Origin of the sequence: Streptomyces sp. NPDC001985, from assembly GCF_040296845.1 — a bacterium.
Classification (GTDB): Bacteria; Actinomycetota; Actinomycetes; order Streptomycetales; family Streptomycetaceae; genus Streptomyces.
This window is the reverse complement of record NZ_JBEOYB010000051.1, coordinates 1-19,645: the sequence shown is the minus strand read 5'-3', so window position 1 is coordinate 19,645 and position 19,645 is coordinate 1. Positions and strand designations below refer to the sequence as shown.

Annotated in this window: 19 protein-coding genes; 5 read left to right on the top strand and 14 right to left on the bottom strand. The window is 71.2% G+C overall.

All coding sequences use genetic code 11. The features are described from left to right. Positions 1 to 9 precede the first annotated feature (9 nt). From ABT122_RS22555 to ABT122_RS22535, 5 genes are all read right to left on the bottom strand, one after another. Positions 10 to 966, bottom strand: coding sequence for a helix-turn-helix transcriptional regulator (locus ABT122_RS22555; protein WP_351555048.1), 957 nt, complete (start codon positions 964 to 966; stop codon positions 10 to 12). A 150-nt stretch (positions 967 to 1,116) separates the two neighbouring features. Next, on the bottom strand, positions 1,117 to 1,488 hold the full coding sequence (locus ABT122_RS22550; RefSeq protein ID WP_351555046.1) for an FKBP-type peptidyl-prolyl cis-trans isomerase: 372 nt from the start codon (positions 1,486 to 1,488) through the stop codon (positions 1,117 to 1,119). A 132-nt stretch (positions 1,489 to 1,620) separates the two neighbouring features. Further along, a complete protein-coding gene (locus ABT122_RS22545) occupies positions 1,621 to 2,559 on the bottom strand; it encodes an FKBP-type peptidyl-prolyl cis-trans isomerase (RefSeq protein ID WP_351555043.1) in 939 nt (312 codons plus the stop codon). Between the two features lie 176 nt (positions 2,560 to 2,735). Then, complete coding sequence (gene pafA, locus ABT122_RS22540) at positions 2,736 to 4,097, bottom strand: Pup--protein ligase (RefSeq protein WP_351555041.1); 1,362 nt, start codon at positions 4,095 to 4,097, stop codon at positions 2,736 to 2,738. Positions 4,098 to 4,106: 9 nt separating this feature from the next. Beyond that, positions 4,107 to 5,399, bottom strand: coding sequence for an MFS transporter (locus ABT122_RS22535; protein WP_351555038.1), 1,293 nt, complete (start codon positions 5,397 to 5,399; stop codon positions 4,107 to 4,109). 157 nt (positions 5,400 to 5,556) lie between these two features. Between ABT122_RS22535 and ABT122_RS22530 the strand changes: the two genes are divergently transcribed. Both ABT122_RS22530 and ABT122_RS22525 read left to right on the top strand, forming a co-directional pair. Next, a complete protein-coding gene (locus ABT122_RS22530; RefSeq protein WP_351555035.1) occupies positions 5,557 to 6,642 on the top strand; it encodes a LacI family DNA-binding transcriptional regulator in 1,086 nt (361 codons plus the stop codon). Positions 6,643 to 6,712: 70 nt separating this feature from the next. Beyond that, positions 6,713 to 7,753, top strand: coding sequence for a hypothetical protein (locus tag ABT122_RS22525; RefSeq protein WP_351555032.1), 1,041 nt, complete (start codon positions 6,713 to 6,715; stop codon positions 7,751 to 7,753). Positions 7,754 to 7,977: 224 nt separating this feature from the next. On the opposite strand, the gene prcA is transcribed toward ABT122_RS22525, so the two are convergent. The 6 genes from prcA to arc all read right to left on the bottom strand — a co-directional run bounded on the left by prcA (position 7,978) and on the right by arc (position 13,733). Beyond that, positions 7,978 to 8,724, bottom strand: coding sequence for a proteasome subunit alpha (prcA, locus tag ABT122_RS22520; protein ID WP_351555029.1), 747 nt, complete (start codon positions 8,722 to 8,724; stop codon positions 7,978 to 7,980). Between the two features lie 57 nt (positions 8,725 to 8,781). Then, positions 8,782 to 9,627 (bottom strand): proteasome subunit beta, encoded by an 846-nt coding sequence (prcB, locus tag ABT122_RS22515; protein ID WP_351555026.1) that lies wholly within the window; start codon positions 9,625 to 9,627, stop codon positions 8,782 to 8,784. Beyond that, positions 9,579 to 9,797, bottom strand: a complete 219-nt coding sequence (locus ABT122_RS22510; RefSeq protein WP_451066922.1) for an endonuclease domain-containing protein — start codon at positions 9,795 to 9,797, stop codon at positions 9,579 to 9,581. Before ABT122_RS22510 ends, prcB begins: the two co-directional genes overlap by 49 nt. 5 nt (positions 9,798 to 9,802) lie before the next feature. Further along, positions 9,803 to 10,021, bottom strand: a complete 219-nt coding sequence (locus tag ABT122_RS22505; protein WP_086569168.1) for a ubiquitin-like protein Pup — start codon at positions 10,019 to 10,021, stop codon at positions 9,803 to 9,805. A gap of 172 nt (positions 10,022 to 10,193) precedes the next feature. Beyond that, positions 10,194 to 11,705, bottom strand: coding sequence for a depupylase/deamidase Dop (dop, locus tag ABT122_RS22500; RefSeq protein WP_351555022.1), 1,512 nt, complete (start codon positions 11,703 to 11,705; stop codon positions 10,194 to 10,196). Positions 11,706 to 11,966: 261 nt separating this feature from the next. Continuing rightward, entirely contained in the window at positions 11,967 to 13,733 is a 1,767-nt protein-coding gene (arc, locus tag ABT122_RS22495; protein WP_351555019.1) for a proteasome ATPase, read from the bottom strand. Between the two features lie 265 nt (positions 13,734 to 13,998). On the opposite strand from arc, the gene ABT122_RS22490 reads away from it, so the two are divergent. Then, a complete protein-coding gene (locus tag ABT122_RS22490) occupies positions 13,999 to 14,310 on the top strand; it encodes a ferredoxin (protein WP_351555016.1) in 312 nt (103 codons plus the stop codon). A gap of 213 nt (positions 14,311 to 14,523) precedes the next feature. Here the strand turns inward: ABT122_RS22490 and ABT122_RS22485 are convergent, their stop codons facing one another. The 3 genes from ABT122_RS22485 to ABT122_RS22475 form a co-directional block, all read right to left on the bottom strand. After that, a complete protein-coding gene (locus ABT122_RS22485; RefSeq protein ID WP_351555013.1) occupies positions 14,524 to 15,114 on the bottom strand; it encodes a hypothetical protein in 591 nt (196 codons plus the stop codon). Positions 15,115 to 15,358: 244 nt separating this feature from the next. Beyond that, positions 15,359 to 16,246, bottom strand: coding sequence for a tRNA (adenine-N1)-methyltransferase (locus tag ABT122_RS22480; RefSeq protein WP_351555010.1), 888 nt, complete (start codon positions 16,244 to 16,246; stop codon positions 15,359 to 15,361). A 244-nt stretch (positions 16,247 to 16,490) separates the two neighbouring features. After that, positions 16,491 to 17,759 carry a site-2 protease family protein gene (locus ABT122_RS22475; protein WP_351555007.1) on the bottom strand — a complete coding sequence of 423 codons (1,269 nt, stop codon included), beginning with the start codon at positions 17,757 to 17,759 and terminating at the stop codon, positions 16,491 to 16,493. 116 nt (positions 17,760 to 17,875) lie between these two features. Between ABT122_RS22475 and ABT122_RS22470 the strand changes: the two genes are divergently transcribed. Beyond that, positions 17,876 to 18,844: a RecB family exonuclease gene (locus ABT122_RS22470; protein WP_351555004.1), complete on the top strand. Its 969-nt coding sequence runs from the start codon at positions 17,876 to 17,878 to the stop codon at positions 18,842 to 18,844. 10 nt (positions 18,845 to 18,854) lie between these two features. Then, positions 18,855 to 19,526: a response regulator gene (locus ABT122_RS22465; RefSeq protein ID WP_351555001.1), complete on the top strand. Its 672-nt coding sequence runs from the start codon at positions 18,855 to 18,857 to the stop codon at positions 19,524 to 19,526. Positions 19,527 to 19,645 lie beyond the last annotated feature (119 nt).

The following is a 19,645-nucleotide window of genomic DNA, read 5'->3' as shown; positions in this document are numbered from 1 at the left end:
CGACTCCCCTCAGCCCTGGGCCACGGCGCGCAGCCGGTCCATCACATCGGCCCGCAGATCCGCGGGTCCCACCACCACGGCGTCGGGGCCGAACTCCACCAGCCAGGCGTCCAGACCGTGTCCGTACGGAATCTCCAACTCGTCACAGCCCCCGCCGAGTTCCCGCACCGACCGGGCCCTGGCGCGCAGTGGGTAGCCGCAGCCGGAGCGGAGCCTGATCCGCGCGGTGCGGGTGGCGGTCTCCCCCGCCCAGCTCTCCACGGTCTCCCGCACGGTCACCACATCGGGCACGGGCGCGGTGAAGGCGCCGGCGCGGGAGCGGACCCGGCCGGTGATCCGGGAGAGCCGGAAGACCCGTTCGGCGCCCCGGTCGCGGTCCCAGCCCGCGAGATACCAGTGGCCGCGCCAGCACTCCAGGGTCCAGGGCTCGACCTGGCGCTGCGCCGGGGTGGCGGCGGTGGCCTTGCGGTAGTCGAAGATCACGGGCCTGCGGTCACGGCAGGCGAGCATCAGCGGCTCGAAGGCGGCCTCATGCACCGGAATGCGCGGCTCCAGCGCGCTGGGCTGGGCGTCGAAGGCGTCGTCCGCCTCCGGCATCCCGGCCGCGCGCAGTTTCTGGAGGGCGCCGCTGGCGGCGCCGGCGAGCCTGGCCTGCTGCCAGACCCGGGCCGCGAGGCCCAGCGCCGCCGCCTCCTCGCCGTCCAGGGTGATCGGCGGCAGCCGGTTGCTGTCGCGGCGGGCGAGATAGCCGACCTCGCCGTCGAGGTTCTCCACCGTCGCGATGACCAGGCCCAGCTCGCGGAGATCGTCCTTGTCGCGCTCGAACATCCGGTTGAAGGCGTCGTCCGCGCCGGCCTCCAGATAGGCCTCGATGGAGGCCCGCAGCTCACGCTTGCTGAGCGGGCGCCTCGTACCGAGCAGGCACAGCGCCAGATTCATCAGCCGCTCGGCCTTGGCAATGGCCATCGACGCCCCGCACCTCTTCTGCTCTGCGCGCTCTTCTGCCCGAGTCGCGTCCGCCCTGACGACCGTACCGCCCCGGGGTGTCGGGACAAAGCCGAGGCCCGTGCTCCCCGGGGGAGCACGGGCCTCGCGCCGGCCGCGGACGGCGCCGGATCAGACCGCGATCAGGTCGACCACGAAGATCAGCGTCTCGCCCGGCTTGATCCGGCCGCCCGCGCCGCGGTCGCCGTACGCGAGGTGCGCGGGGATGGTCAGCCGGCGGCGGCCGCCGGTCTTCATGCCCTGGACACCCTGGTCCCAGCCGGCGATGACCTGTCCGGCGCCGAGCTGGAACTTGAACGTCTGGCCGCGGTTCCAGGAGGCGTCGAACTCCTCACCGGTGGAGAAGGACACGCCCACGTAGTGGACGGTGACGAAGTCGCCCGCCTTGGCCTCCTGGCCGTCGCCCTCCCAGAGGTCCTTGATCTCCAGGTCCGCCGGCGGATTGCCCTCGGGGAAGTCGATCTCGGGCTTGTCGATGCTCACTGAACTGCTCCTCAAGAAATGATGTACGGGCAACCGGGACAGTCTTTCATCCTCACCCGGCGAAGACGGTCCCGGCACGGGGGGCGCGGCCGTGCCGGGCTCATCGGCCCGGGGCACGGCCGCGCGCGGCCCCTATTTCGTCAGCAGATCGACGGTGAAGACCAGGGTGGAGTTCTTGGGCACGCCGTTCTCCTCCTTGGTGCCGAAGCCCTTGTCCGGCGGGATCACCAGCAGCACCCGGCTGCCGACCTTCTTCCCGGCCAGCCCTTCCTTCAGGCCCTCCAGCGGGATCTGGGACAGCGCCCAGGTCGCGGTCGTGTCCGTCGGGTAGGTGCTGCCGAACTGCTTGCCGTCCTTCCAGATGAAGGCGTCGTACTTCGCGACCACGGTGTCCTTGTCGGTCAGCGCGGGGCCGGTGCCCTCCAGGACGTAGTTGGAGACCAGCTTCGACGGCGGGTCCGTCTTGGGGATCTTCACCGAGGGGGCCTTGCCGTCGGTGTTCACGCCCACCTTCGGCAGGGCGGCGTCCTTCTGCGGGACCTCGGTGCCCTTGGCGGAGGCCGGGACGTTCTTCACGATGTCCATGACGAAGACCAGGGTGGCGTTGGGCTTGATGCCGTTCTGTCCCTGGGCGCCGTAGGCCAGCTCCGGCGGGATCGACACCTCCAGACGGCTGCCGATCTTCTGGCCCTTCAGCGCCTCCTGCCAGCCCGGGATCACACCCTGGCCGCCGACGGTGACGGCGAAGGGGGCGCCTCGGTCGAAGCTGTTGTCGAAGGGCTTGGTCTCGTCCCACACCTGGCCCAGGTAGTTCACCTGGGTCTGGTCGCCCTTCTTGAGGACGGCGCCCTTGCCCTCGCTGAGGACCTCCACCTTCAGCTTCTTCGGCGGAGTGCCCTCCCCCTTCGCCAGCGTCGGCTTCTCGCCGAACTTGGCGCCGTCGGTGATGGCGGGCAGCCCGCCCTGGGACGCGATGGAGTCGGAGCCCTTGTCCTTGTCCTCGCTGCTTCCGCATGCGGCTGTCGAGAGCAGCAGCGCGGGGATGACAAGAAGGCCGGCGAATCGGCGCACGTGTTCCTCAGATCTCAGACGTCGGATTGGATTCCTCGACACTCTAGGACGTGCCGAGGGCCCCGTACGAGCAACGTACGGGGCCCCGGTGACGTTCCGGCCGACCGGCGGATACCGACGGGTACCGATGGGCACTGGCGTACGGCCGTCGGCCGTGTGCCCCGCCCGCCCGGCGGCTACATGCCGGCGATGAGCTTTTCCACCCGGTCGTCCACCGAGCGGAACGGGTCCTTGCAGAGCACCGTGCGCTGCGCCTGGTCGTTGAGCTTGAGGTGGACCCAGTCGACGGTGAAGTCCCGCCGCTGCTCCTGGGCCCGCCGGATGAAGTCGCCGCGCAGCCGTGCCCTGGTGGTCTGCGGGGGCACCGACTTGCCCTCGAAGATCTTCAGGTCGTTGCAGATCCGGGCGGCCTGGCCCTTGCGCTCCAGCAGGTAGTAGAGGCCGCGGCGGCGGTGGATGTCGTGGTACGCGAGGTCTATCTGCGCGACCCGGGGGTGGGACATGGTCATGTTGTGCTTGGCCCGGTACCTCTCGATGAGCTGGTACTTCATGACCCAGTCGATCTCGGTGCCGATGCGGTCCAGGTCCTCCGCCTCGATCGCGTCCAGCGTGCGGCCCCAGAGTTCGAGCACCTGCTCGACGGTGCCGGTGCGGATGCCCCGGCGGTCGACGAAGTCCACCGCCTTCTCGTAGTACTCCCGCTGGACCTCCAGGGCGGAGGCCTCACGGCCGCTGGCCAGCCGCACCTTGCGCTGGCCGGTGATGTCATGGCTGACCTCGCGGATCGCCCGGATCGGGTTCTCCAGGGTCAGATCGCGCATCACCGTGCCCGCCTCGATCATGCGCAGCACCAGATCGGTCGCGCCGACCTTGAGGAGCATGGTCGTCTCGGACATGTTGGAGTCGCCGACGATGACATGGAGCCTGCGGTAGCGCTCGGCGTCCGCGTGCGGCTCGTCCCGGGTGTTGATGATGGGGCGCGAGCGGGTGGTCGCCGAGCTGACGCCCTCCCAGATGTGCTCGGCGCGCTGGCTGACGCAGTAGACCGCGCCGCGCGGGGTCTGGAGCACCTTGCCCGCGCCGCAGAGCAGCTGCCGGGTGACCAGGAAGGGGATGAGGATGTCCGCGAGCCGGGAGAATTCCCCGTGGCGGGCGACGAGATAGTTCTCGTGGCAGCCGTAGGAGTTTCCCGCCGAGTCGGTGTTGTTCTTGAAGAGATAGACGTCGCCCGCGATTCCCTCCTCGTGCAGGCGGCGTTCGGCGTCGACGAGCAGACCTTCGAGAATCCGCTCACCGGCCTTGTCATGGGTGACCAGCTCGGTCACGTTGTCGCATTCCGGTGTGGCGTACTCCGGATGCGAGCCCACGTCGAGGTAGAGGCGGGCGCCGTTCCGCAGGAAGACATTGCTGCTGCGGCCCCAGGAGACAACTCGGCGGAAGAGGTAGCGCGCCACTTCGTCAGGTGACAGTCGGCGCTGTCCCCTGAACGTGCACGTGACGCCGTACTCGTTCTCCAGCCCGAAAATGCGGCGGTCCATGTCTGAACATTACGCCTCAACGCCTGAGCTGAAACCGGGTTCGGCGGCACCATTGCGATCATTTTCGGCTGACCGGGCCGGGGGGTCACCGGCCGGGAGCGCGATCCCCGCCCCCGGCTCCGGCTCGGCGAGGGCCCGCCGCGTGGCCAGCAGAACGGCGAGCGCCGCGATTCCGCCCGCGCCGGTGACCACGAATCCCCACGCGGTGGAGCCCGACTCGACGGCGGGGCCCGCCGCCGCGGTGCCGGCCGCCGCTCCCACGCCGAAGGTGGTCACCAGCCACGAGAACGCCTCGGTGACCGTGCCGCGCGGCGCGTGCCGGTCCACGGCGACGAAGGCACAGGCGAGCGCGGGCGCGAGGAAGAGCCCGGCGAGCACGGAGAGCGCGGTCATCGCGACCACCCCGGGCGTCAGCGCCAGCGGCAGATAGCCGAGCGCCAGCAGCGCGACGATGATCCGCAGCCGCCGCTCGGGCGGGCCGCTCCAGCCCCGGGAGCCGTAGAACACCCCGCCGACCAGGGCGCCGAAGCTCAGCGCGGCCAGCAGCCAGCCGTAGACCGCGCCCCGGCCGTGGTCGTCGGCGTAGGCGATCCCGGCGACGGTGATCGAGCCGAGGGCGAGACCGACGAAGAAGAAGGAGCCGAGCAGCGCCAGCAGCCCCGGCGAGCGCAGCGCCCCCAGCCAGTGCGCCTCGCGGGGAGCAGAGCGCCAGGCGCGGGAGGGTGCGGAGAGGACCACGGCGAGCGCTCCGAGCAGCCCGATGACATTGATCACCACCAGCGCGGCACCGGCGGACCAGAACGCGACGAAGAGGGTGATCAGCAGCGGGCCGACCGTGTACATGATCTCCTGGGCGACCGCGTCCAGGGCGTACGCCCGGTGCACCCGGTCCTCCCGCCCCAGCACGCTCGGCCACAGCGCCCGCAGCCCCCCTTCGAGCGGCGGGGTGAAGAGCCCGGCCACGGCGACGGCCGCGTACGCGAGGGGCAGCGAGCCGGTCCCGGCGACGGCGAACAGCACCATCCCGAGCGCGGACACCACGGCGGCCGGGAGCAGCACCCGCAACTGGCCCCGGAGGTCGACGGCGCGCCCCAGCAGCGGCTGCCCCACGGCGGTGGCTATCCCGTGCACGGCGGCGAGGCCGCCCGCGAGGCTGTAGCCGCCGCCCTCCGCCCGGGTGAAGAGCACGATGGCGACCGGCCCGGTGGCGTGGGGCAGCCGGCCCACGAGGGTTCCGGCCAGCAGCCGTGCGGCGTGCGGTGCCTTGAGGATGTCCGCGTATCCCGTGGCCTCGGTGGCCATGTCCCGCCCCTCTCCCCCGGCCGACCGGGGTGTTACGTATAACGTGCCGGAGTCATACGTACCATGGCGGCAGTCCGCGGGTCCACAGCGCCGCCACGCCGCGGACGTGCGGACAGCCGCGCGGAACGCGGGCGGCGCGACGGCGGAGGACGGCACCATGGCAGAGCGGCAACGGGAGCTCGCGCACGGCGGCGACGGATCGGGCCCCTGGCCGCCGCCCGGCGCCCAGACCTCCGCCGGCGGCGCCCCGGCACACCGTCCCACCAGCCGCGATGTCGCGCGGGCCGCCGGGGTCTCGCAGGCGACGGTCTCCCTCGTCCTCGGGGACAAATGGCGCGGCAGGGTCTCCGAGCGGACCGCGGGGGCGGTGCGCGACGCCGCCCGGGGCCTGGGGTACCGGCCCAATCTCGCCGCGCGCAGCCTCCGGCTCGGCCACACCAGAACCGCCCTGCTGGTCGTTCCCGCGCTCACCAACGAGTTCTTCGCCCGGGTCTACACCGGGGCCGCCGCCGTCGCCGAACGGCACGGCTTCGGCGTGGTCGTCTACCCCTCGCCCGACGGCACCGGGCCCGCCAGGGACCCCTTCGCCTCGGCGCGGGCCGCGCTCGACGGCGTCATCGCCTCCTCCATGGCCGCCGCCGCGCTCGGCCCCCTGCGCGGAACGGACCTCCCCCTGGTGATGCTGGACAGCGACCCCGCCGACCGGGAAGCCGCCGCCCATGTCAATCTCGCCATCGGCGACGGAATCCGGCAGATCGCGGACCACCTCCTCGGCCTCGGGCACCGGCGGTACGCCCATCTCGCCTCCGCCGTCGACTCCTGGACCTTCGAGGTGCGCGCCCGCTCCCTCGCCGAGGCCCTCGGCGCGGCCCCCGACACCGCCCGGGTCCCGTTCGACGTGAACGCGGCGCGCGAGGCCGCCCACCGGCTCCTGACCGGCCCCGGGCCCCGGCCCACCGCTCTCGTCTGCGACGGGGACCTGCTGGCCGCGGGCGCCTGCAAGGCCGCGCGGCGGCTGGGGCTGCGGGTCCCCGAGGACCTCTCGGTCACCGGCTTCGACGACTTCGCCCTCGCCACCGCCGTCGAGCCCGAGCTGACCACGGTGCGCCTCCCGGCGGAGGAGGTCGGCGAGCAGGGCATGCGCGCCCTCCTCGCGACCCTGGAGGGGAAGGCTCCGGTCCCGGTCGAGCTCCCCGTCGAACTGGTCGTACGGGAATCCTCCGGGCCGGCGCCCGCCGGGTGACGGCGCGCCCCGGCCGGTGCTCCGGAAACAGCCCTTGAGGCCGCGGGGCCGCCGTGGAACGATCCCGATCATGACGAGTACGGCGGAGACCCCGATCGACGCTGCTCTGGTCGGGACGGTCCGCGCATCCGGTTCGGTGACCCCGCTCGCCGAGGGGCGGCTGGCCGTCACGGACGACCGGCTGCTGGAGATCCACGACGCCAAGACCTTTCTGTCCGGCGCCCTCACCCCCGTACACACCCTGGCCCTGCCGGCCCGCTCCACCGCCGCCGCGCTCGACGACGGCGCGATCATCTGCGAGGCGGCCGGAATCCGCCGGGTGACGGCGGCGGGAGCCACCCGCTGGGAGCTGCCACACGCTCCCTGGCACGGCCCCCACCACGACCCGCGCCCGCCGGGGCCGCCCGCCCCGCACCCCGGCGGTGCCGTGGTGAGCGCCCTGGTGCCGGCCCTCGCCGGGGGCATGGAGGACGGGGGCCGGGAGCGCTACACCCACGACACCCTGCTGCTGCTCGACACCGACACCGGGCGCATCCGGGCCCGCCGGCCCATCGGCAGGACCTCGTCCGTCGCCACCCAGCGCTGGCATCCGGACGGGGAACTGCTCGCCCTCTCCAGCTGGACCACCTGGTACAGCTGGTCCAGCTGGTGGATCGAGCCGCGCCGCGACGGGCTCCACATCAGGGGCGGCACCACCATGCGGGAGATCATCGACTTCCTCCCGGGCCCGGTGGGCGATCCGCCGCGACCGCTCACCCTCCGCCGTGCCGAGGGGATCGCCGCCAACGACGACCGCAATGAACTCGCGTCCCACGATGTGGCCACCGATGAGCCGCTGGCGCTCTACGACCTGAGCCGGATCACCGGGGACCGCGCGGACGACGAGTTCGACGGGGCGTTCCTCCTGGACGGCGACCACCTTCTGGTCACCGGCCGAATCCACCCTCCGGGCCGCCCCGCGGTCACCCGCCACTGGCTCTGCGACGCCCGGACGCTCCAGCCGCTGGGCCGCATCCGCTATCCGGCCCCCGTCGGCTGGGTCACCCCGCTGCTCGACGGCACCTGGCTCACCCGAACCCCCTCGGGCCACCACCACTGGTCCCTCCCCTGACCAGGGACCGGCCACGGAACCAAGGGCAGCGGAATCAAGCCCCCGCGGCGTCCGGGGGTGGCGGAGCGGGGGTACGGGGGCCGGCCGCCGACCGGAGAGACCCACCCCGCGGCGGTGCGGGCGCCCCGGGCCGGCCCGGCCCTCCGGCCCCAGGCCGCGCCGGAAACGCACGGCGCCCCGGACCACCCTCATCAGGCGGCCCGGGGCCCCGTCTCCACCGCGAACTACTCGTCCGTGTCCGACGGAGCGTCCGTCGGCGCCGACGCCGCCCCGTCCGCCTCCAGCAGCCTCGCCAGCTGCCGCCCCACGATGCGGCGGAACTTGCGCTTCTGCGGCCGGGTCCGGTCCAGCACCGCCACCTCCAGCCGCTCGGCCGGAATCTCCCGGTCCGTGCCATTGGTCTGGTTGGACAGCGCCTGGACGGCCAGCTTCAGCGCCTCCGCCAGCGACATACCGTCCCGGTGGCGCTGATCGAGAAACGCGCTGATCTGCTCGGCGTTGCCACCGACCGCGACCGATCCGTGCTCGTCCACGATCGATCCGTCATGCGGCAGCCGGTAGATCTGATCGCCGTCGGGGGTCGGTCCGACCTCCGCGACCACCAGCTCCACCTCGTACGGCTTCTCGGCCGAACTGGAGAAAATGGTGCCCAGGGTCTGGGCGTAGACATTCGCCAGACCACGGGCGGTCACATCGTCGCGGTCATAGGTGTATCCGCGCAGATCGGCGTAGCGGACTCCGCCGATACGGAGATTCTCGTACTCGTTGTATTTACCGGCGGCGGCGAAGCCGATCCGGTCATAGATCTCGCTGAACTTGTGCAGCGCGCGGGACGGGTTCTCACCGACGAAGACAATGCCGTCGGCGTATTGCAGCACAACCAGGCTGCGGCCACGGGCGATGCCCTTCCGGGCGTATTCCGCCCGGTCCTGCATGGCCTGTGCGGGCGAGACATAGAACGGCGTCGTCACCGGTTATCCGTCCCTTTCTGTCAGTGGCATGGGGCCCCGCGATGACTGGGGATGCATTCAGAGCAGTGCGGCGCGCGGTCCGTCCGGCTGCTCCAGCCGGCGCTCCAGAATCGACCGGGCGATCTCCGAGGACTCGTCGTCGGTGAGCCGGCGGAATCCCTCCTCGGTGATCACCGTGACGATCGGGTAGATCCGCCGGGCCACATCGGGGCCGCCGGTCGCCGAGTCGTCGTCCGCCGCGTCGTACAGCGCCTGCACCACCAGTGTGGTGGCCTGCTCCTCCGTCAGATCGTCGCGGTAGAGCTTCTTCATCGAGCCCCGCGCGAAGATCGACCCCGAGCCGGTGGACGCGAAGCCCAGCTCCTCGGAGCGGCCCCCGGTCACGTCGTACGAGAAGATCCGGCCCCGGCCCCGGTCCACGTCGTACCCCGCGAAGAGCGGAACGACCGCGAGACCCTGCATGGCCATGCCCAGGTTGCCCCGGATCATGGTCGAGAGCCGGTTCGCCTTGCCCTCCAGCGAGAGCTGCGCGCCTTCGACCTTCTCGAAGTGCTCCAGCTCCAGCTGGAAGAGCTTGACCATCTCCACCGCGAGCCCCGCGGTGCCCGCGATGCCCACGGCCGAGTACTCATCGGCCGGGAAGACCTTCTCGATATCGCGCTGGGCGATCATGTTCCCCATGGTCGCGCGGCGGTCGCCCGCGAGCACCACACCGCCGGGGAAGGTCGTGGCGACGATGGTCGTGCCGTGCGGCGCCTCGAAGGCGCCCTGCACGGGCGGGAGGGAGCGCTTCCCCGGCAGCAGCTCCGGGGAGTGGTTCCCCAGGAAGTCCATGAAGGAGGACGAGCCGGGCGTCAGGAAGGCGGCTGGCAGACGCCCGGTGCCACGAGTGTTGGCTTCCACGAGTTTCCTTCCACGTTGGCGGCAGCCCGCCGGACGGCGCCGGGATCGTCTCCCAACGCGCCGATGGCCTCATCGCAGTTGAAGCACAGTACGCCACGGACCTTACCCGTCTCGCGGCAGTGATCCATAGGTGCGGCGAGAGCCGCGGGACTGCCGCGGCGTTCACCCACGTGGACTACTGTCCACCCTTCTGAACGAAGGAGCGCACAAAGTCCTCCGCGTTCTCCTCCAGGACGTCGTCGATCTCGTCCAGGACGGAGTCGACATCGTCCGAGAGCTTCTCCTGGCGCTCCTTGAGATCCTCGGAGACCTGCGCGTCCTGCGCCTGCTCCTCGACCTCCTCCGTGGAACGCGTGGCCTTCTGCTGCCCGCCGCCGGTGTCCTTGGTCGCCATGTCCCTCACCCCGCTCGGTTTGCCCTGACGTGAGTTCGTTCCTGTCAAGATCAGACCCTACAAGCCCGGTCCGACATCGGCCCCGCACTTTTCCCAACGTCCGGAGACCATCCCCACGATTCCCGGTGATGATTCCCGAACCAGGACCTTTTAGCCCCGTGACCGGGACCTTTCAGCCCCCGGACAGCACCCGGACCAGGTCCTCCGCCGTCCTGCAGCGGTCCAGCAGCTCCTTGACGTGGTTACGGGTGCCGCGCAGCGGCTCCAGGGTCGGGACCCGCTGGAGCGAGTCACGGCCCGGCAGATCGAAGATCACCGAGTCCCAGGAGGCCGCCGCCACATCGTCCGCGTACTGCTCCAGACAGCGGCCCCGGAAGTAGGCCCGGGTGTCCTCGGGCGGCTTGGTGCGCGCCCGGACGACCTCCTCCTCGTCGAGCAGCCGTTTCATCCGGCCGCGGGCCGCCAGCCGGTTGTAGAGGCCCTTCTCGGGCCGTACGTCCGCGTACTGGAGGTCCACCAGATGCAGCCGGGCGGCGTCCCAGTCCAGGTCGTCCCGGCGGCGGTACCCCTCCATCAGCTCCTTCTTCGCGATCCAGTCCAGCTCGCCCGCCAGGCTCATCGGATCGTTCTCCAGCCGGTTGAGCGTGTCCTCCCAGCGGCTCAGCACATCCCGGGTCTGCTCGTCGGCGTCCGCCCCGAAGCGCTCCTCGACATACTTCCTGGCCAGCTCGTAGTACTCCATCTGCAGCTGCACCGCGGTGAGTGTCCGGCCGCTGCGCAGCGTGACCAGCCGGCGCAGACCGGGGTCGTGGGAGACCTGGTGGAGCGTGCGCACGGGCTGGTCGACGGCGAGATCGACGGCGATGAAGCCGTCCTCGATCATGGAGAGCACCAGGGCGGTGGTGCCCAGCTTGAGATAGGTGGAGATCTCCGAGAGATTGGCGTCGCCGATGATCACATGGAGCCGGCGGTACTTCTCGGCGTCGGAGTGGGGCTCGTCGCGGGTGTTGATGATGGGGCGCTTGAGGGTGGTCTCCAGGCCCACCTCGACCTCGAAGTAGTCCGCCCGCTGGCTGATCTGGAAGCCGTGCTCATGGCCGTCCTGCCCGATGCCGACCCGCCCGGCGCCGGTGACCACCTGCCGGGAGACGAAGAACGGCGTCAGATGGCGCACGATGTCCGAGAACGGGGTCTCCCGCTTCATCAGATAGTTCTCATGGGTCCCGTAGGACGCGCCCTTGTTGTCGGTGTTGTTCTTGTAGAGATGGATCGGCTGGGCGCCGGGGAGCTGGGCCGCCCGCTCGGCGGCCTCGGCCATGATCCGTTCGCCGGCCTTGTCCCACAGGACGGCGTCACGGGGGTTGGTGATCTCGGGAGAGCTGTACTCGGGGTGCGCGTGGTCGACGTAGAGCCGGGCCCCATTGGTGAGGATCACATTGGCCAGGCCGATGTCCTCGTCCGTGAGCTGGCTGGAGTCGGCGGCCTCGCGGGCGAGGTCGAAGCCGCGGGCGTCCCGCAGCGGATTCTCCTCCTCGAAGTCCCAGCGGGCGCGGCGCGCCCGGTGCATCGCCGCCGCGTAGGCGTTGACGATCTGGGATGAGGTGAGCATGGCATTGGCGTTGGGATGACCCGGGACGGAGATGCCGTACTCCGTCTCGATTCCCATTACTCGCCGTACGGTCATGCGGCCCTCCTTGCCCTGCGACGCTCCCGTCCGGGGGCGGCGCTCAAGTACCGCGGGGTGCTCCGGTGCGCATGCGGTGCCCGTCCCGCGCTGCGCGACCCGGCGGTACCGAAGAGCCTAGAACGCCTCCGCGCCGCTGGGGAGATCGATTGACTCTTTGCTGCGGTGTGGCTCATGCGGTCGGGTGGGTCCGGCACGGGCGCGCGGCGGGGAAAGCAGCCGGCTGCGGGTGCCCGGCCGGGCACCCGCAGCCGGTGCCCTCTACAGGTACTGTCCGGTGTTCGCCACCGTGTCGATGGAGCGACCGGTGTCGGCGCCCTGCTTTCCGGTGACGAGGGTGCGGATGAAGACGATCCGCTCGCCCTTCTTGCCGGAGATGCGGGCCCAGTCGTCCGGGTTGGTGGTGTTGGGCAGGTCCTCGTTCTCCTTGAACTCGTCCACGCACGCCTGGAGGAGATGGGAGACGCGCAGACCCTTCTGGTTGTGGTCGAGGAAGGCCTTGATCGCCATCTTCTTGGCCCGGTCCACGATGTTCTGGATCATCGCTCCGGAGTTGAAGTCCTTGAAGTAGAGGACTTCCTTGTCACCGTTGGCGTAGGTGACCTCCAGGAAGCGGTTCTCCTCGGACTCCGCGTACATCTGCTCCACGACCGACTGGATCATCGCGTGAGCGGCGGCTTCCTTGGAGCCGTTGTGCTCGGAGAGGTCGTCGGAGTGCAGCGGGAGCGAGGCGGTCAGGTACTTGGCGAAGATGTCCTTCGCCGCCTCCGCGTCCGGGCGCTCGATCTTGATCTTCACATCGAGGCGGCCGGGGCGCAGGATCGCGGGGTCGATCATGTCCTCGCGGTTGGACGCGCCGATCACGATCACGTTCTCCAGGCCCTCGACGCCGTCGATCTCGGCGAGGAGCTGGGGGACGATGGTGTTCTCCACATCGGAGCTGACACCGGACCCGCGGGTGCGGAAGAGGGACTCCATCTCGTCGAAGAAGACGATGACGGGGGTGCCCTCGCTGGCCTTCTCACGGGCCCGCTGGAAGACGAGCCGGATGTGGCGCTCGGTCTCGCCGACGTACTTGTTGAGGAGCTCGGGTCCCTTGATGTTGAGGAAGTAGCTCTTTCCGGCCGGCTGGCCGGTGACTTCGGCGACCTTCTTCGCAAGGGAGTTGGCGACGGCCTTGGCGATGAGCGTCTTGCCGCAGCCGGGCGGGCCGTAGAGCAGGATGCCCTTCGGCGGTCGCAGTTCGTGCTCCTTGAAGAGGTCCGGGTACAGATAGGGGAGCTCGACCGCGTCGCGGATCAGCTCGATCTGATTGCCCAGGCCGCCGATCTTGTTGTAGTCGACGTCGGGGACCTCTTCGAGGACGAGCTCCTCGACCTCGCTCTTGGGGACCACTTCGTAGACATAGCCGGAGCGGGGTTCGAGCAGCAGGGCGTCGCCGGGGCGGATGGTGATGTCCAGCAGCGGCTCCGCGAGCCGCACCACCCGCTCCTCGTCGGTGTGGCCGATGACCAGGGCGCGCTCGCCGTCCTCCAGGATCTCCTTGAGGGTGACGATGTCGCCGGCGCGCTCGTACGCCATGGCCTCGACCACGTTGAGCGCCTCATTGAGCATGACTTCCTGGCCGCGCCGGAGCTCGTCGAGCTCGACCCCGGGGCTGACGTTCACCCGGAGCTTGCGGCCCCCGGTGAAGATGTCACACGTGCCGTCCTCGTTCGCCTGAAGAAAAACTCCGAAGCCGGCCGGTGGCTGTGCGAGCCGGTCGACCTCCTCCTTGAGGGCCACGATCTGGTCGCGGGCCTCACGGAGTGTGTTGGCGAGCCGCTCGTTCTGTGCGGACACGCCGGCCAGATTGGTCTGCAGTTCGACGATCCGCTCTTCGAGAATCCTCGTGTGACGCGGAGAGTCGGCGAGCTTGCGGCGCAGGACGGCGATTTCCTGCTCAAGATAGGCGACCTGGCCGGCTGGGTCTTCAGACCCCCGCCCCGGCCGGATGCCGCGGTTGATGTCGTCGTCGTGGGCTGCCACGGTCCTCACCTCCTCCAAGGGGAGCTGGACGCTTCCTGACCCTACCTGGGTGGGTGGTGATTGAAACCCCTAGATCACAAAGACGGTAGGGGCGTGTCCGATCTTCACCCTTGCGCTCTCCCTCGTGCCAGGGGAATACCCACCCATCAACATCGGAAAGCGGGCGGTTGTATGGTCGAAGTGTTCAACACCCGTCAGGGCTGGCGCGACTTGCCTCACATCCCTTGGCTGAACGCTCGACCCGACGCAGGAAACGGCAGGAGACATGACCGTGCAGCACGAGGCCCCGTCCGATGGCGCCGCAGAGGCCCTGGAGGTCTGGATCGACCAGGACCTCTGCACCGGGGACGGGATCTGTGCTCAGTACGCCCCGGAAGTGTTCGAGCTGGACATCGACGGTCTGGCCTATGTCAAGAGCTCCGACGACGAGCTGCTGCAGAATCCGGGGGCTTCCACTCCGGTTCCGCTGCCGCTGCTGCGGGACGTGGTGGACTCCGCCAAGGAGTGCCCCGGTGACTGCATCCACGTACGTCGGGTTTCGGACAGGGTGGAGGTCTACGGACCGGACGCCGAGTAGCCGTCCGGCCACGGGACGCGGGGCGCGAGGGCACCGGGTGCCGCGCCTCCGGTTCCGCTGTCCGCCGGCCCCGCCGGCAGCCGTGTCCGCCGGCCACCGTCCCCCGCGAACCCTCCCGGCCGTGCCGCGCCCCGGCCCCGAAAGGGCCCGGGGCCTCCCGTCAGAAGGCCGTGCCGCCGCACCGCCCGGCGGGGGCTCCGCTCCGCCCGGCGGTCACAGGGCCCGTGGCTCGCTCTGCGCGGTACGGAGGAACTTGCCGCCCTTCCACCGCCATTCGGCCTTGTCCCGCACATCGGGACAGCAGCTCGGCACATCCGGCGAGGAGTAGCCGAACAGGGTCGCCGCGACCGCGCCGTCCCGTACCGCCAGCTCCCCCACGCTCTGCCGCTCGGCGGGGTCGAGCAGGGTGGCGACCACGCGCGGAGCGCCCTTCCGGTCGGCGGCGAGCACATAGATCCCGCTGGGCGGATTGCCGCCGCCCGCGTCACAGCGTGCCGCGACGACGGTCTCGGGCCGGCCGTCGCCGTCGAGATCCCCGGTGGCCTCTTTCACCACCACGGCGGCGGCCCGGCCGCACTCCGGCCCGAGGGTGACCCGGTCGGGGTCGGGGGCGGGTGCGGCGGTGTCCGCCGGCCCGGGGCCGGAGCGGGTGGTGGGCCCCTCCCCGGCGTGGGAGGCGGTGGCGGCGCCGGGCTGGACGAGGCCCGCGAACGCGACGACGGCGGCCATCGCGGCGGCGGTGGCGAGCCAGTGCACCGGGCGGGTCCTGGTGTGCGCGAGGTCCGGGAGCGCGGAGGTCTGCACGCGTGAAGTCTCCTGTGAAGGCGGAGCCGGCTGAGCGGCGTCGGGAGGGAGGTTTGCATCGTGCCACAGGTCACAGGGCCCGGACACGGCAGGGTTGTCAGGGTTCGGTAACTGTCCCGGGGGCGAACAGCACGACGCCGCCGCGGAGTTCCCGTTCGCGAAGTGCGGTACGGCGGGAACTCCGCGGCGGCGGTGTCACGTTGTTCGGTCGAAGGACCGGAAGGTCTCCCGGGAAGGGAGGGGATCAGCCCTTGTTGGGGCCCTCGTAATCGTCCCCGTAGGCGCCCTTGGCGGGGCGGCGGCGGCGCATCGGGGGCTCGACACCGTCGGCGAGCCGCCGGGCGGTGACCAGGAAGCCGGTGTGCCCGATCATGCGGTGATCGGGGCGGACGGCCAGGCCCTCGACGTGCCAGTTGCGGACCATCGACTCCCAGGGCTGCGGCTCGGCGAAGCAGCCGATCTCGCGGATGGACTCGACGGTGCGCGCGAGCTGGGTGGTGGTCGCGACGTAGCAGCAGAGGATGCCGCCGGGCACCAGCGCCTTGGAGACGGCGTCCAGGCACTCCCACGGGGCGAGCATGTCGAGGACCACCCGGTCGACATCGGCGTCGCTGAGGTTGTCCTGGAGATCGCCGACGGTGAGCTGCCAGGCGGGGTGCGGACCGCCGAAGTAGCGCTCCACGTTCTGCTGGGCGATCTCGGCGAAGTCCGCGCGCCGCTCGTAGGAGTGCAGCATTCCGTGGTCGCCGATGGCGCGCAGCAGAAAGGCGCTGAGAGAGCCCGAACCCACACCCGCCTCGACGACGCGGGCGCCGGCGAAGATGTCGGCGAAGGCCAGGATCTGCCCCGCGTCCTTGGGGTAGACCACGGCGGCGCCGCGGGGCATGGACAGGACATAGTCGGGGAGCAGGGGGCGCAGCGCGAGGTAGGCGACGTTTCCCGTGGTTCGGACAACACTGCCCTCGGGAGCACCGATCAGCTCGTCGTGCGGGAAGGACCCTTTGTGGGTGTGGAAATTCTTCCCGGCTTCGAGCGTGAACGTGTAGTGGCGTCCCTTGGGATCGGTGAGCTGGACCTGGTCCCCGACCTTGAAGGGCCCGCGACGGCGGGCGGCACCGGTCGGTTCGGACATGTGACCAGCGTACCGGGCCCGGGGAGGGGCTGAGCACCTGGGCGAGCGGGGGCGGGACCCGCGGGGCCCGGCGACCGGCCCCGGAGCGGACGCCGCGCGGGCTGCCGCGGCGGCGCGGAGGCCCGCTGTCCGGCCCGGCCGCCCCGGCGCGCGGCTCCCGTGCCGGGGCGGCCGGGACGGGGCGGCCGGGAGGGCGGGGCCGGGTGCGCGGGCCCGGAGGGCGGAGGGGGCGGGCCCGGGGCTCTCAGCCGCCCGGGGAGTGGGGCCGGGCCATCGCCGCGACGAAGGCCCGCTCGACATCGGCGGTGGAGAGTACGCCGTAGATCTCGCCGGTCTCCTCGACCACGAGGTACTCGGTGGCCGGGGTGGCCCGCAGCCGGTCCAGGAGGGCCTCCCCGGCCAGATCGGCGGGGAGCCGCATGCTGTCGGTGAGGTCCTGGGCCAGTCCGCTGACAGCGACCCAGGGACGGCGGTGCTCGGGCACGCCCACGATGGAGGTCTCGCGGACCAGGCCGGTCGGCTCGCCCTGCCCGTCGACGACCACCAGGGCACGGGCCCCCGCCTCGTTGGCGCGGCGGAGAGCCTCGGAGAGCGGTGTGGCGGATTCGACGGGGACGGCGCGCCGGGTGAGGGTGCGGGCCTCCAGCTCGGGGAGGTGCTCGCGCAGCCGGGCCACCCGCAGGCTGTTGCCCGCGCCGGTCCAGATGATGGCGGCCAGGATCGCGGCGAGCAGCGCGTCGGTGACGGTCTCCATGCCGCCGATGTCCTGGGCGGGGCTGCCGAGGGCGCCGGTGTGGGTGAGCAGCGGCAGGCCGATGAGGACGGCGACGGCCAGGGCGCGGCCGACCCAGGCGGCGGCGATGGTGCCGCTCATGGGTTTGCCGGTGATCTTCCAGACGACGGCACGGAGCATGCGCCCGCCGTCGAGCGGCAGGCCGGGGAGGAGGTTGAAGGCGGCGACGATGAGGTTGGAGATCATCAGGCCGGCGAGGAGGACACCGGGGACGGTGCCGGCCTCCACGGTCTGCATGCCGAGGTAGAAGACCCCGGCGAGGACCAGGGAGAGCAGCGGGCCGACGAAGGCCAGGACGAACTCCCGGCCCGGGGTCTCGGTCTCCTTCTCGATCTCGGAGACGCCGCCGAAGAACTGGAGCTGGATGCGCCGCACGGGAAGCTTGAAGCGGAGCGCGGCGACGGTGTGGGCCAGCTCGTGGACGAGCACCGAGGCGTAGAAGGCGACGGCGAAGAAGAGGGAGACGAGATAGCGGGCGCCGCCCAGCTCGGGCAGGACCCGGTCGAGCTGGCCGCCGAAGACCCAGGTGATCAGGGCGGCGACGAGGAACCAGCTGGGGGCGACATAGACGGGCACGCCGAAGGGGCGGCCCATGAGGATTCCGCCGCCCGGGCCGTCGGAGCGCTTCGGCTTGCCCTTGCGGTCGCTGCCCCGGGGGTCCTTCCCCTGGGCGTCGGTGTGCGCCCGCTTGCGCTCGCCTCGCGTGTCGTCCTCGTTCACGGGTTCCCTTCGTCTCGGTGCCGGAGTGGCTCCGCTGCTTCGATCATGCGGTGTACCGGCCTCTGACGTCGATGGTATTGCGCTCGCTGTCAGTGGCGGGCCGTAGGGTCTGGGTCATGAGGACAAGTCAGGCGTCGGTGCCCGGTCGGCCCCCCATGTCGCTGTCGCCCTCGCGGGCGAGCGATTTCATGCAGTGCCCGCTGCTGTACCGGTTCCGGGTGATCGACCGGCTGCCGGAGAAGCCGAGCGAGGCGGCCACCCGGGGCACCCTGGTGCACGCGGTGCTGGAGCGGCTCTTCGACACCCCGGCGGCCGAGCGCACGGCGCCGCGCGCCAAATCGCTGGTCCCGGGAGAGTGGGACCGGCTGCTCGCGGACCGGCCGGAGCTGGCCGGGCTGTTCGCGGGCGAGGAGGGCGGCGAGCGGCTGGCGCGCTGGCTGGGCGAGGCCGAGGGGCTGGTGGAGCGCTGGTTCTCGCTGGAGGACCCGACGCGCCTGGAGCCGGCGGAGCGGGAGATGTTCGTCGAGGCCGAGCTGGATTCGGGGCTGCGGCTGCGCGGAGTGATCGACCGGGTCGATGTGGCGCCGACGGGCGAGGTGCGGATCGTCGACTACAAGACCGGCAAGGCCCCGCGTCCGGAGTACAGCGAGGGCGCGCTGTTCCAGATGAAGTTCTACGCCCTGGTGATCTGGCGGCTGAAGGCCGTGGTGCCGCGCCGGCTCCAGCTGGTCTATCTGGGCAGCGGCGATGTGCTGACGTACGACCCGGTCCCGGCGGATCTGGAGCGGGTGGAGCGGAAGCTGCTCGCGCTCTGGGAGGCGATCCGGGCGGCGACGGAGTCGGGCGAGTGGCGCCCCCGGCCCACGAAGCTGTGCGGCTGGTGCGACCACCAGGCGGTGTGTCCCGAGTTCGGCGGCACTCCCCCGGTGTATCCGCTGAGTGTTCCCCCGGCCGGGTCGGTGCCCGCGCCGGCCGGTCCGGAGCCGGTGCCCGCGGTCCCCCGGCCGGAGCCCGCGGGAGCCGCCGCGGAGGCGGTCGGCCCCGCTCCGGAGGGTCAGGGCAGAATGGTGCCCGACCAAGTGTGAGGAGTTCCCCGTGGCCATCCGCGTTCTGCTGGTCGACGACCAGCCCCTGCTGCGCACCGGTTTCCGGATGATTCTGGAGGCGGAGCAGGAAATCGCGGTCGTCGGTGAGGCCGGGGACGGTCTCCAGGCGCTCGACCAGGTACGGGCGCTCCAGCCCGATGTGGTGCTCATGGACATCCGGATGCCCCGGATGGACGGGGTTGAAGCGACCCGCCAGATCACCGGTCCCGGACGGGACGGTCCGGCGAAGGTCCTGGTGCTGACGACCTTCGATCTCGACGAGTACGTGGTGGAGGCCCTGCGGGCGGGGGCGAGCGGCTTTCTGCTGAAGGACGCGCCCGCGGACGAGCTGGTCCAGGCGATCCGGGTGGTCGCGGCCGGGGAGGCGATGCTCGCGCCGAGCATCACACGCCGGCTGCTCGACAAGTACGCGGGCCATCTGCCGTCCGGCGAGGAGCCGGTTCCGGACACGCTGCACACGCTGACCGACCGCGAGGTGGAGGTCCTCAAGCTCGTGGCCCGCGGTCTGTCGAACGCGGAGATCGCCGCGGATCTCTTCGTGAGCGAGACGACGGTGAAGACGCATGTCGGTCATGTGCTGACCAAGCTGGGTCTGCGCGACCGGGTGCAGGCGGCTGTCTACGCGTACGAGAGCGGTCTGGTGCGCCCCGGCGCCCAGTAGCGGACGGCCCCCGGGCGGGACAGTGAAGCGGGGGGGGGGGGGGGGGCGGGGGGCCCCCCCCCCCCCCCAACGCCGGCGGGGGCGGGCTCTCCAGGTGGGGGGGCCGCCGCAAGCTCGTC

Excerpts from the sequence above, each read along its gene's own strand:
- dop (WP_351555022.1), bottom strand. The coding sequence starts at position 11,705 with ATGACCGTACGGCGAGTAATGGGAATCGAGACGGAGTACGGCATCTCC.
- ABT122_RS22555 (WP_351555048.1), bottom strand. The coding sequence starts at position 966 with ATGGCCATTGCCAAGGCCGAGCGGCTGATGAATCTGGCGCTGTGCCTG.
- ABT122_RS22470 (WP_351555004.1), top strand. The coding sequence starts at position 17,876 with ATGAGGACAAGTCAGGCGTCGGTGCCCGGTCGGCCCCCCATGTCGCTG.
- ABT122_RS22525 (WP_351555032.1), top strand. The coding sequence starts at position 6,713 with ATGACGAGTACGGCGGAGACCCCGATCGACGCTGCTCTGGTCGGGACG.
- pafA (WP_351555041.1), bottom strand. The coding sequence starts at position 4,097 with ATGGACCGCCGCATTTTCGGGCTGGAGAACGAGTACGGCGTCACGTGC.
- ABT122_RS22480 (WP_351555010.1), bottom strand. The coding sequence starts at position 16,246 with ATGTCCGAACCGACCGGTGCCGCCCGCCGTCGCGGGCCCTTCAAGGTC.
- ABT122_RS22490 (WP_351555016.1), top strand. The coding sequence starts at position 13,999 with ATGACCGTGCAGCACGAGGCCCCGTCCGATGGCGCCGCAGAGGCCCTG.
- ABT122_RS22530 (WP_351555035.1), top strand. The coding sequence starts at position 5,557 with ATGGCAGAGCGGCAACGGGAGCTCGCGCACGGCGGCGACGGATCGGGC.
- ABT122_RS22535 (WP_351555038.1), bottom strand. The coding sequence starts at position 5,399 with ATGGCCACCGAGGCCACGGGATACGCGGACATCCTCAAGGCACCGCAC.
- ABT122_RS22505 (WP_086569168.1), bottom strand. The coding sequence starts at position 10,021 with ATGGCGACCAAGGACACCGGCGGCGGGCAGCAGAAGGCCACGCGTTCC.